Here is an 11,423-nt window from a genome sequence, read left to right on the forward strand (position 1 = left end):
CGCTATGGCACTGTTTGCGACCGAAACCTGGACCATGCGCCACCGCCTGCTGTTGACCATCGGCGCGATTCTGGTGGTCTGCCAGCTGATCAGCGTATTTTGGCTATGGCATGAAAGCAAAGAGCAAATCCAGCTGCTGGTTGCCAGCGCCATTGAGGGTCATAACAATCAAAGGCACGTCGAACATGAGGTACGCGAGGCGGTCGCCAGCCTGCTGGTGCCAAGCCTGCTGATCATCGGTCTGGCGCTATATATCAGCCTGATGGCGGTGAAGAAAATCACCCGTCCGCTATCAAATCTGCAGAGCGAGCTGGAAAGCCGGACGCCGGATAATCTGCAACCCATTATTTTGCAGGAGTCGGTGCCGGAAGTGACCGCAGTGACCATGGCGATTAATCAACTGGTGTCGCGGCTGACCCTGACGCTCGATCGCGAGCGTCTGTTTACCGCCGACGTCGCCCACGAACTGCGTACCCCTCTTGCCGGGCTGCGCTTGCATCTGGAACTGCTGGCGAAGGTTCACGGCGTCAGCGTTGATCCGTTAATTCAACGCCTCGATCAGATGACCAACAGCATTTCGCAGCTGCTACAACTGGCGCGCGTCGGGCAGTCGTTTTCCGCCGGGAGTTACCAGCAGGTGCATTTGCACGAAGATGTGGTGGAGCCTCTGCAGGATGAGCTGAAAACAATGCTCGAAGCGCGCCAGCAGACGCTGGAGATAGAAAGCGGCGCCGGCGAGGATCTCATTTCCGGGGATGCGACGTTAGCGCGGGTGATTTTACGCAATCTGGTGGAGAATGCGCACCGCTATAGCCCCGTGGGGTCGAAGATTAAGATTTCGGTAAAACCGGGAAATACGCCGATTCTGGCAGTTGAAGATGAAGGGCCGGGCATTGATGAGGCCAAAAGCGGCGAACTGAGTAAAGCGTTTGTCCGTATGGATAGCCGCTATGGTGGAATAGGCCTCGGTTTAAGCATTGTCACCCGCATCGCTCAACTGCACGATGCGCAATTCTTTTTACATAACCGTCAACCCGGACCGGGCGTCCGCGCCTGGGTGCTGTTCCCACGCAGTTCGCGTCAGAAGGTTAATACCCATTGATGTAAGAAGGCGACCACTATCACAAAGGCGGTCGCAATGGCCAGATATTCACGGTTGGTCAGTTTTTGCATGGCGCTATCCTCATTAAACTGAGGATAGTGTCGCTGAAGAAAATTAAGCCAACATTAAGATCCTACGATAATAGCGTGACGGCAATTGCAAATTGCCGTCATTTTTGCACGGCTCCCCTATCACCCTTATGATGCCGCAATAAACAGTTCGCGTAGCTGATGCAATTGATCGCGGATCTGCGCGGCTTCCTCAAACTCAAGGTTCTGGGCATGCTGCATCATTTGCCCTTCCAGCTCGTGGATCTTCTGCTGCAGCGCTTTCGGCGTCAGTTCGACGCTATCGGCTTCCACCGGAGAACGGGCTTTGCCACGGCCTTTGGCTTTGGTCTTCGCGATGTTCTGACCCAGCGCCAGAATATCGACCACTTTCTTATTAAGACCCTGCGGCACAATACCGTGCTCTTCGTTATAACGCTGCTGCTTCTCGCGGCGGCGTTCGGTTTCACCGATCGCCTTCGCCATCGATGGCGTGATTTTATCGCCGTAAAGAATCGCCTTACCGTTCACGTTACGCGCCGCGCGGCCGATGGTCTGGATAAGCGAGCGCTCGGAACGCAGGAAGCCCTCTTTATCGGCATCAAGTATCGCCACCAGCGATACTTCCGGCATATCCAGCCCTTCGCGCAGCAGGTTGATCCCCACCAGCACGTCGAACTCGCCAAGACGCAGATCGCGAATAATTTCCATACGCTCGACGGTATCGATATCGGAGTGCAGATAGCGCACCCGTTCACCGTGCTCTTCCAGGTATTCGGTTAAATCCTCCGCCATGCGTTTGGTCAGCGTCGTCACCAGTACACGCTCATTGATCGCCGCACGGGTACGGATTTCTGATAACAGATCGTCGACCTGCGTCGCCACCGGCCGCACTTCGATAACCGGATCCAGTAGGCCCGTTGGGCGAACGACCTGGTCTACCACCTCATCGCCGGATTTTTCCAGCTCATAGGGACCCGGCGTCGCTGAAACGTAGATGGTCTGGGGTGCCAGCGCTTCAAACTCTTCGAACTTCATCGGCCGGTTATCCAGCGCTGACGGCAGGCGAAAGCCATATTCCACCAGCGTCTCTTTACGCGCCCGGTCGCCACGGTACATACCGCCGATTTGCGGGATAGTCACGTGCGATTCATCGATAACCAGCAGGCCATCCGCCGGCAGGTAGTCGAACAGCGTCGGCGGCGGCTCGCCCGGCCCGCGCCCGGAGAGAAAGCGCGAGTAGTTTTCAATCCCCGAGCAGTAGCCCAGCTCGTTCATCATTTCGAGGTCGAACTGAGTGCGCTGGCTCAGCCGCTGCTCTTCAAGCAGTTTATTGTTCGCCAGCAGGACCTTGCGGCGGTCAGCCAGCTCGTCTTTGATCTCTTCCATCGCCTGTACGATACGCTCGCGCGGCGTAACGTAGTGGGTCTTCGGATAGATGGTATAGCGTGGAATGGACGATTCGACGTGGCCGGTCAGCGGGTCAAACAGCGATAGCCGCTCGACCTCTTCGTCAAACAGTTCAATACGCAGCGCGATATCATCGGATTCCGCCGGGAAGACATCGATAACTTCGCCGCGGACGCGGAAAGTGCCGCGCTGGAAGGCCTGATCGTTGCGGGTGTATTGCAGTTCCGCCAGTCGACGCAGGATCGCCCGCTGGTCGATCAGCATGCCGGTGGTCAGGTGCAGCATCATCTTCAGATACAGATCCGGGTCGCCAAGTCCGTAAATGGCGGAAACCGAAGCCACCACCACTACATCGCGCCGTTCGAGCAACGCTTTGGTGGCCGACAGACGCATCTGCTCAATGTGTTCGTTCACCGAGGCGTCTTTTTCGATAAAGGTATCCGAGCTCGGTACGTAGGCTTCAGGCTGGTAATAATCGTAGTAGGAGACAAAATACTCCACCGCATTCTCGGGAAAGAACTCTTTCATCTCGCCATACAGCTGCGCCGCCAGGGTTTTGTTCGGCGCCAGCACCATCGTCGGGCGCTGTAAGTCAGCGATAACGTTGGCGATGGTGAAGGTTTTCCCCGAACCGGTTACCCCAAGCAGGGTTTGATGCGCAAGGCCATCTTCCAGCCCCTCTTCCAGACGGCGGATGGCTTCGGGCTGATCGCCGGAAGGACGGAATGCGGAGTGCAGCTTGAATGGTTTGCTCATATTTCAGGACCTGAAGATGGGATTGGCCAGCAGGTGTTTAATTCTACCCTTCAGTTTCATTTTTGCCAATAAATAATACTGGATATAAAAACAGTATCGCATTATTGTATGGCGGCAAAAGGACGCGCGGTCGTCCGACTGCGGGCGTAAAATGCGCGCTTTGCGGAATAATCCACCAGCCTGTGTGGTTATCCCCAGAAACATTTATCATTTAACATTTGTCAAGCAAGGTAATGAATCTTTTATGGCAGCCGGTGACACTTTTCTGACAGCCATTGCTTTTATTTAACTTGCTGAAATAAAACATAATTTACCAAAAGACGGGTTTCGCGCCAATTTGCTCGCAGGCCGCGTACTCTCTAGCTTACCGCAAGTTTTCTAACTCTAATACACAAGGTTATCCACAGGAATAGTGGATAACTGCCTGCAGGCCGCGAGGTCTGCCACCCGGCAGAAAAGTCTCATCGGACCAAAGCCCGTGGCTAAAAAAAATTATCGAATTTTTTTTGATATTTATCAGCTAAAGACGGCTGGATTTTTTGCGTTTTCTGGACCACATTTCATCGTCCTGTCAACAAAAAATAGAGCCGTCTCGCAGGTTTATGCGGGGTTATTGCAGGGGGCTCAGATCCAGGTACTGCGCGAGATCCTGACGTTGCGATGCGTCGGCAAGCCAGGGAATTTCCCCCAGCAGCGGCGCTGGCAATACCCGCGTTAAGGTTTGCAGATATTCGCGATGGCGTTTACCCGGCGGCTGGATATCGTTGGCGATCCAGCCCACGAGCGGCAGCCCGGCTTCGCGTACCGCCTGGGCGGTGAGCATCGCGTGATTGATACAGCCAAGTTTGACGCCGACCACTAAAATCACCGGCAATTGCTCCTGCTGCGCCCAGTCGGCGAAGGTCAGGGTTTCCGAGAGCGGCGTAAACCAGCCGCCCGCCCCTTCCACCAGCACCCAGTCGGCCAGGCGCTCCAGTTCGCGTAAACCGCTGGAAAGCGTCGTCGCGGCAATCGGTCGCCCTTCATCGGCGCTAATAATATGCGGCGAGGTCGGCTCGGCAAAAGTATAAGGGTTAACCTGTTCATAGCGCAGCGCCACCCGGCTATTACGCTGCAGGGCCAGCGCATCTTCATTGCGTAACCCTTGTGCGGTCAGGTCGCTCCCGGAAGCCACCGGCTTATAGCCTGCGGTGTTAAATCCCAGCTGATTCGCCGCCTGCAGCAGCGCGCTACTGGCGACGGTTTTACCGACTTCAGTATCGGTTCCGGTGACGAAGAAACGTTTAGTCACGTTCAATGACTCCTGTAAAAAGATGATACGTCAGCGGGCACTGGCCCTGCTGTTGCGGCCAGGCCAGTTGCAGTTCGCGCAGCTTGCCGCGGCTAAGCGGCGCAGACGCCCGCCCCTGATGTAAGTGGGTAGCGCCAATGCCCTTTAGCGAGCGCATGGCGCTTAACGCGTCGGCGAACGGTAAGCTAATCTGATGCACGACGCCTTCGGCGCGCAGGCCACTCAGCGCCGCCCTTACCGCCTGTTCGCTGAGAAAACGGTTGGCATGGGGATGTTCATCGACCGCCCGCCACGCTTGATTGAGTTCCGGTAGCGATCCGGCGAGCAACGTGGTGAACGCTACTCGCCCGCCGGGCCGCACCACCCGGTACAGCTCGCCGATTGCCGCGCTTAGCTCGTCACACCACTGCACCGCCAGGTTACTCCATGCCAGATCGAAGCAGGCATCCGGCACCGGCAGCGCTTCGATATCGCCCTGCAGATAATGCTGCGCGGCGCCGTTGCGTTGCGCCTGCGCCAGCATCCCGGCGGAGAGATCCAGCGCGGTAACTTCGCTTCCCGCTTCGCGCCAGTAACGGCTCATGCTGCCGGGCCCGCAGCCAGCGTCCAGCACTCGGGCAAAATCGCTCCTCGCCAACTGGCGCAGCAGCAATTCAGCGCTGCGGCGCTGCAGCTCATCATGTTGCGTATAGCCGCTGGCCGCGCGACCAAACGCCGCGGCCACAGCCTGCTTATTCACCGTGGCCATGAAGCACCTCCAGTAAACGCGCAATGTCCTCGGCCTGATGAGCGGCAGTCAGAGTCAGGCGCAGACGCGCGCCGCCGGCGGGAACCGTCGGCGGACGAATGGCGGTAGCCCAACAGCCGGCCTCGCGTAGGCTGGATGCCAGGGCTAGCGCTCGCGCGTTATCGCCAACGATCAGCGGCTGAATCGCGCTCCGGGAATCGGTCAGCCCCAGCGAAACATCGCCCATTCCAGCGCGGAACTGACGGATGCGGGCGCTCAAGAATTCCCGCCGCTGCTGGCCCTCATCGCTACGAATGATCCGCAACGCCGCGCTCAGCGCTACCGCCTGCGCCGGCGGCATCGCGGTGCTGTAGATGAGATGACGGGCAAACTGCAGCAGATAATCGGCCATCGATTCACTGCACAGTACCGCCGCGCCGCTTACCCCAAACGCCTTGCCGAAGGTGACTACCAGCAGCTCCGGGCGAACCGCCTGCGTATGACAGCTTCCGCGCCCTTCATCGCCAATCGCCCCGATTCCGTGAGCATCATCAACAAGTAATAATGCTCCGGCGCTGCGGGCTGCCGCCTGAATGTCAGCCAGCGGCGCGCTGTCGCCGTCCATACTGAAAATCCCTTCGGTAACGACTAACTGCTGGCCGTCCAGCGGTTTCGCCAGCAATTGAGCAAGCTGTTGCGGGTCATTGTGGGTAAAGCGGCGCAGCTGCGCCGGGCTGAGGCTTGCCGCCTCCAGCAGGGAGGCATGGCTCAGGCGATCGGCCACAATGCGATCGTCTTTTTCCGCCAGCGCGGCAATCAACGCCTGATTCGCGGCAAAGCCGGAGATAAACAGCAACGCGCGCGGATAGCCCAGCCAGTCGGCAAGTTCCTCTTCCAGCGCGCGATGCGCCTCACTATAGCCGCTAACGTGGCCCGATCCGCCGGAACCGACGCCATAACGTTCCGCCCCCTGCTGCCAGGCGGCGATAATCGCGCCATGCTGGCTCAGGCCCAGGTAGTCATTACTGGAGAAGTTGAGCCAGCGCTCCCCTTCACGCTCCAGCCAGCGTCCGGCGCCGTGGCTTACCGGCAGGCGGCGGCGAAAAGCCTCCGCCGCCCGCCGTTCGTCCAGCGCCCGATCGATTCGTTGCTGCCAGCTCATAGCGCCGCCGCGTTGTAGTATTCCTCAGTGTCCGGGGTGAGTAAGGCCTGCTCCAGGCGCTGCTGCTGCTCATTATCACCTTCCAGCACCGCCGTCTGCTGCGGGTTGATGCCCAGCTTGCGGAACAGCTGCAGGTCTTTATCTTCTTCCGGGTTTGGCGTCGTCAGTAGCTTGCAGCCATAGAAAATCGAGTTCGCCCCGGCCATAAAGCACATCGCCTGGGTCTGCTCGTTCATCTGCTCGCGCCCGGCGGAGAGACGCACGTAGGAGGTTGGCATCATGATGCGCGCAATGGCGATCGTGCGGATGAAATCGAAAGCGTCAACATCGTCGTTATCCGCCAGCGGCGTACCTTTGACCTTCACCAGCATGTTGATCGGCACGCTTTCCGGCGGCGTTGGCAGATTAGCCAACTGCAGCAGCAGCCCGGCGCGATCGTTCACGCTTTCCCCCAACCCGACGATTCCACCGGAGCACACTTTAATCCCGGCATCGCGTACCTTATCCAGCGTATCCAGACGTTCCTGATAGGTACGGGTGGTGATGATGTTGCCGTAAAATTCCGGCGAGGTGTCAAGGTTATGGTTGTAGTAATCCAGCCCCGCGCCGGCCAGGCGCTGCGCCTGGCTATCGGTAAGGGTGCCGAGCGTCATACAGGACTCCAGCCCCAGCGCCTTGACGCCTTTCACCATCTGCTCCAGATACGGCATATCGCGATCATTAGGGTTCTTCCACGCCGCGCCCATGCAGAAGCGGGTCGAGCCGGCGTTTTTCGCCTGACGCGCTGATTCCAGCACCTGCTCGACTTCCATCAGGCGCTCGGATTCAAGACCGGTTTTGTAGCGTGCGCTTTGCGGGCAATATTTACAGTCTTCCGGACAAGCGCCGGTTTTAATCGACAGCAACGTACTAACCTGCACCTGACGCGGGTCAAAATGCTGGCGGTGGATTTGCTGCGCTTCAAAGAGCAGATCGATGAGTGGTTTATTAAATAACTCAGTAACTTGCGACATTGTCCAGCGTGCGTGGTGAGCCATTGGCCTCTCCAAAAGGTTTTGTTAATTTGCGGTTCGGTTTATACTCGTAAACCTAAATGTTTTCAAAATGGTTTACAAGTCGCTTATGACACTGGACGATCTCACTTTCGATCGGCGCCACATCTGGCACCCCTACACCTCTATGACTTCCCCCCTACCGGTCTACCCGGTGGTTTCCGCCCACGGTTGCGAGCTGTCCCTCGCCGGCGGCGAACAACTGGTTGACGGCATGTCCTCCTGGTGGGCGGCGATCCATGGCTACAATCACCCGCGCCTGAATGCGGCGATGAAAGCGCAGATCGACCAGATGTCGCACGTGATGTTCGGCGGGATCACCCATCCGTCGGCGGTGGCGCTCTGTCGCCAGCTGGTGGCGATGACGCCGGAATCGCTGGAGTGCGTTTTCCTCGCCGATTCCGGTTCGGTGGCGGTAGAAGTGGCGATGAAAATGGCGCTGCAGTACTGGCAGGCTAAAGGCCAACCGCGCCGTCGTTTCCTGACCTTCCGCAACGGCTATCACGGTGACACCTTCGGCGCGATGTCGGTCTGCGATCCGCAGAATTCAATGCACAGCCTGTGGCAGGGCTATCTGCCGGATAACCTGTTTGCCCCCGCGCCGCAAAGCCGCTTCGACGGCGAGTGGGATGAGATGGATATGGTGCCGTTTGCCCGCCTGATGGCCGCGCATCGCCACGAAATCGCCGCGGTGATCCTCGAACCGGTAGTCCAGGGCGCCGGCGGGATGCGCATGTACCATCCGGAGTGGCTAAAGCGAGTGCGTAAAATGTGCGACCGGGAAGGGATTTTGCTGATCGCCGATGAGATTGCCACCGGCTTTGGCCGTACCGGCAAACTGTTCGCCTGCGAGCATGCCGGTATCTCCGCCGATATTCTGTGTCTGGGTAAAGCGCTGACCGGCGGTACCATGACCCTTTCCGCCGCCATCACCACCCGAACGGTAGCTGAAACCATCAGCGATGGCGAAGCCGGCTGCTTTATGCACGGCCCCACCTTTATGGGCAATCCGCTGGCCTGCGCGGTGGCAAGCGAAAGCCTGCGCCTGCTGGAGAGCGGCGAATGGCAACAGCAGGTAGCGGCGATTGAAGCCCAGCTGAAGGCCGAGCTGGCTCCGGCGCGCGAGTCAGAATGGGTCGCCGACGTGCGCGTACTCGGCGCGATTGGCGTGGTTGAAACCCGTCATCCGGTGAACATGGCCGCTCTGCAGCGCTTTTTTGTTGAGCAAGGGGTATGGATCCGCCCGTTTGGCCGGCTGATTTATCTGATGCCACCGTACATCATCAGCCCACAACAGCTGACTCGCCTGACCCGAGCGGTCAATATGGCGGTACAAGAAGAAACATTTTTTAGCGAATAAACAGCGGAATTGCGCCGTCGGGAAGGCTACACTTCTTTGTTAATCAGCGCATTATCAATGAGGATGAAGCATGAAACTGACCAGTCACGATCTGCAGGACGGCGGCAAGCTGCCTAATCGTCACGTATTCAACGGTATGGGGTACGATGGCGATAATCTTTCGCCGCATCTGATGTGGGACGACGTTCCCGCAGGAACCAAAAGCTTTGTCGTCACCTGCTACGACCCGGATGCGCCGACCGGTTCCGGCTGGTGGCACTGGGTGGTAGCCAACCTGCCTGCCGATACCCGGGTTTTACCGCAGGGGGCCGGTTCCGGTCAGGCGGAGCTACCAGAAGAGGCCATTCAGACCCGCACCGATTTTGGTAAGGCCGGCTACGGCGGCGCGGCGCCGCCGAAGGGGGAAACCCACCGCTACATTTTTACCGTACACGCGCTGGATATCGATAAGATTGATATCGACGCCGAGGCGAGCGGCGCGATGGTCGGCTTTAATGTCCATTTCCATTCGCTCGCCAGCGCTTCCATCACCGCCCTGTTCAGTTAATTATCCCCCCGGATAGCGGCTTGCGCCTTATCCGGGCAACCCGCGGCACCGGTATATTGTCGGGTGGCGCTGCGCTTACCCGACCTACGGTCCGTGCGGCCTGCCTTTAATTTATTCACCATGCTTGCTGAAACTGCCGTTGTTGGCGGCCTCAAAATCGCTGAGACGTTCCCGGAAGGCCGGGGCAGCCCGCATGGATGCGGGCTGAGGGCCGTGTTTTGCAAGGACGCTGCCTCGGCCCGACCCGAAGCCTGCAGGGATAAGTCGAAGGTACCACGAAGTGGCGATTTTGGCGGCCAGAGACCGGGGGTACAGGGGGCGGCGGCGACTGGCCGCCCCCTGTGCGCTCCCTGCGCCATGAGGGACATAACGCAGAAGAAATATTGGGAGCGCAATGTGTCGGAATTAACACAAAGCACATGTTTTCCCCGACCAAAACCGTTGCAAACCGATAACAGTATCTACGGTCCAAACGTAGCCCCGGTAAGCGCAGCGCCACCGGGGAGAATGACCTTACTGTTCAGTGGCCACCTGCAGCGCGGTTTTACGCACGCGTGCGTACCACACCACCGTCAGCAGCCCCAGCCAGACCAGCCCGGCTAACAGCGCCACGCGCGTCTCTTCCACCATTCCCAGCACGGCGATCACCAGCCCCATAAACAGTAGCGTCAACAGCGGGCCAACCGGCCAGAAGGGGATCGGGAATTCGATCTTACTGCGCTCTTCGGCCGACAAACCGCGGCGCATCGAGAAATGAGAGAGCAGGATCATCAGCCACACCCAGACGGTGGCGAACGCCGCCAGCGAGGCAATCAGGACAAAGACCTGTTCCGGCATCAGATAGTTAAGCACCACCGCCACCAGCAGCGCCACGCCCATCACCACGACCGTCATCCAGGGTACGCCGTTGCTGGCGATCCGCTGGAAGCACTTCGGCGCAAGCCCCTCTTTCGACATACCGTACATCATGCGCCCGGCGCCAAAAATATCGCTGTTAATCGCCGAGATACTGGCACTAATCACGATGATATTCAGTACGGTCGCCGCCGCCGGGATCCCGAGGCCATCAAAGATCAGCACAAACGGACTGCCCTGCTCGCCAAAACTATTCCACGGGAAGATCGCCATCAGCACCGCCAGGGTGCAGACGTAAAACAGAATAATACGCAGCGGAATGGTGTTGATGGCCTGCGGGATGACCTTCTTCGGGTTCTGCGCTTCCGCCGCCGTGACGCCGATAATCTCTACACCGCCGAAAGCGAACATCACTATGCCAAGCGAGGCGATGATCCCCTGCCAGCCATTTGGCGCAAAGCCGCCGTGGCTCCACAGATTTTCCAGCCCGGTGGCCGGGAAACTATGGCCAAAGCCAAAGAAGATGATCCCCGCGCCCGCCGCCATCATAGCGATAATCGCCACCACTTTAATCAGCGACAGCCAGAACTCCATCTCGCCGAACACCCGCACGTTGCACAGGTTCATCGCGCCAATAAAGAAGATGATGCTGAGGATCCAGATCCAGCGCGGCACATCGGGATACCACAACCCCATATAGATACCGAACGCGGTGACGTCGGCCAGCGCCACGATCACCATTTCAAAGGTGTAGGTCCAGCCGGTAATAAATCCGGCCAGCGGCCCGAGATACTGGCGAGCGTAGCTGCCGAAGGAGCCGGAAACCGGATTGCGCACCGCCATTTCACCCAGCGCGCGCATGACCATAAAGACCGCCGCGCCGCCGATCAGATAGGCCAGCAGCACCGCCGGACCCGCCGCCTTAATGGCGGAGGCCGAACCGTAGAACAGCCCGGTGCCGATAGCGGAACCGAGCGCAATAAAACGAATGTGTCGGGCATTCAGCCCGCGCAGCAGATGCGGTTTGTGTTGTTGTTGCATATACAGGTGTCCTGGTTTTTTTATATGACGACAAATATGCGATGTAGGACGGCCGGGGGGATGACATCCCCCC

Annotated in this window: 9 protein-coding genes; 3 read left to right on the plus strand and 6 right to left on the minus strand. The window is 58.5% G+C overall.

All coding sequences use genetic code 11. The features are described 5' to 3' along the window. Nucleotides 1-4 precede the first annotated feature (4 nt). Nucleotides 5-1,102: a two-component system sensor histidine kinase PmrB gene (gene pmrB / locus ABLU86_RS11235; protein ID WP_046883538.1), complete on the plus strand. Its 1,098-nt coding sequence runs from the start codon at nt 5-7 to the stop codon at nt 1,100-1,102. Between the two features lie 197 nt (nt 1,103-1,299). Here the strand turns inward: pmrB and uvrB are convergent, their stop codons facing one another. From uvrB to bioB, 5 genes are all read right to left on the minus strand, one after another. Further along, the gene (gene uvrB / locus ABLU86_RS11240) at nt 1,300-3,315 is read right to left on the minus strand and encodes an excinuclease ABC subunit UvrB (protein ID WP_015367612.1); all 2,016 of its coding nucleotides are present in this window, start codon (nt 3,313-3,315) and stop codon (nt 1,300-1,302) included. A gap of 610 nt (nt 3,316-3,925) precedes the next feature. Then, a complete protein-coding gene (bioD, locus tag ABLU86_RS11245) occupies nt 3,926-4,606 on the minus strand; it encodes a dethiobiotin synthase (RefSeq protein ID WP_015704797.1) in 681 nt (226 codons plus the stop codon). Continuing rightward, entirely contained in the window at nt 4,599-5,354 is a 756-nt protein-coding gene (gene bioC / locus ABLU86_RS11250; protein WP_348796128.1) for a malonyl-ACP O-methyltransferase BioC, read from the minus strand. The genes bioD and bioC overlap by 8 nt, the downstream gene beginning before the upstream one ends. Next, nucleotides 5,338-6,495: an 8-amino-7-oxononanoate synthase gene (gene bioF / locus ABLU86_RS11255; protein ID WP_348796129.1), complete on the minus strand. Its 1,158-nt coding sequence runs from the start codon at nt 6,493-6,495 to the stop codon at nt 5,338-5,340. The genes bioC and bioF overlap by 17 nt, the downstream gene beginning before the upstream one ends. Then, entirely contained in the window at nt 6,492-7,532 is a 1,041-nt protein-coding gene (gene bioB, locus ABLU86_RS11260) for a biotin synthase BioB (RefSeq protein WP_015704794.1), read from the minus strand. Before bioB ends, bioF begins: the two co-directional genes overlap by 4 nt. A gap of 85 nt (nt 7,533-7,617) precedes the next feature. Between bioB and bioA the strand changes: the two genes are divergently transcribed. Together bioA and ABLU86_RS11270 are read left to right on the plus strand one after the other, a co-directional pair. Beyond that, complete coding sequence (gene bioA / locus ABLU86_RS11265; protein WP_063443424.1) at nt 7,618-8,907, plus strand: adenosylmethionine--8-amino-7-oxononanoate transaminase; 1,290 nt, start codon at nt 7,618-7,620, stop codon at nt 8,905-8,907. A gap of 70 nt (nt 8,908-8,977) precedes the next feature. Then, nucleotides 8,978-9,454 carry a kinase inhibitor gene (locus tag ABLU86_RS11270; RefSeq protein WP_015367619.1) on the plus strand — a complete coding sequence of 159 codons (477 nt, stop codon included), beginning with the start codon at nt 8,978-8,980 and terminating at the stop codon, nt 9,452-9,454. 513 nt (nt 9,455-9,967) lie between these two features. Here the strand turns inward: ABLU86_RS11270 and ABLU86_RS11275 are convergent. Continuing rightward, the gene (locus tag ABLU86_RS11275) at nt 9,968-11,350 is read right to left on the minus strand and encodes an amino acid permease (protein ID WP_015367620.1); all 1,383 of its coding nucleotides are present in this window, start codon (nt 11,348-11,350) and stop codon (nt 9,968-9,970) included. Nucleotides 11,351-11,423: the final 73 nt, after the last annotated feature.

The sequence above is a fragment of the Klebsiella sp. JN_Kp121 genome (assembly GCF_040062145.1).
Lineage (GTDB): Bacteria > Pseudomonadota > Gammaproteobacteria > Enterobacterales > Enterobacteriaceae > Klebsiella > Klebsiella aerogenes.

What these genes read in the sequence shown, in the direction of transcription:
- pmrB (WP_046883538.1), top strand. Translation starts at nt 5, where the DNA reads ATGGCACTGTTTGCGACCGAAACCTGGACCATGCGCCACCGCCTGCTG.
- uvrB (WP_015367612.1), bottom strand. Translation starts at nt 3,315, where the DNA reads ATGAGCAAACCATTCAAGCTGCACTCCGCATTCCGTCCTTCCGGCGAT.
- bioC (WP_348796128.1), bottom strand. Translation starts at nt 5,354, where the DNA reads ATGGCCACGGTGAATAAGCAGGCTGTGGCCGCGGCGTTTGGTCGCGCG.
- bioF (WP_348796129.1), bottom strand. Translation starts at nt 6,495, where the DNA reads ATGAGCTGGCAGCAACGAATCGATCGGGCGCTGGACGAACGGCGGGCG.
- bioB (WP_015704794.1), bottom strand. Translation starts at nt 7,532, where the DNA reads ATGGCTCACCACGCACGCTGGACAATGTCGCAAGTTACTGAGTTATTT.
- bioA (WP_063443424.1), top strand. Translation starts at nt 7,618, where the DNA reads ATGACACTGGACGATCTCACTTTCGATCGGCGCCACATCTGGCACCCC.
- ABLU86_RS11270 (WP_015367619.1), top strand. Translation starts at nt 8,978, where the DNA reads ATGAAACTGACCAGTCACGATCTGCAGGACGGCGGCAAGCTGCCTAAT.
- ABLU86_RS11275 (WP_015367620.1), bottom strand. Translation starts at nt 11,350, where the DNA reads ATGCAACAACAACACAAACCGCATCTGCTGCGCGGGCTGAATGCCCGA.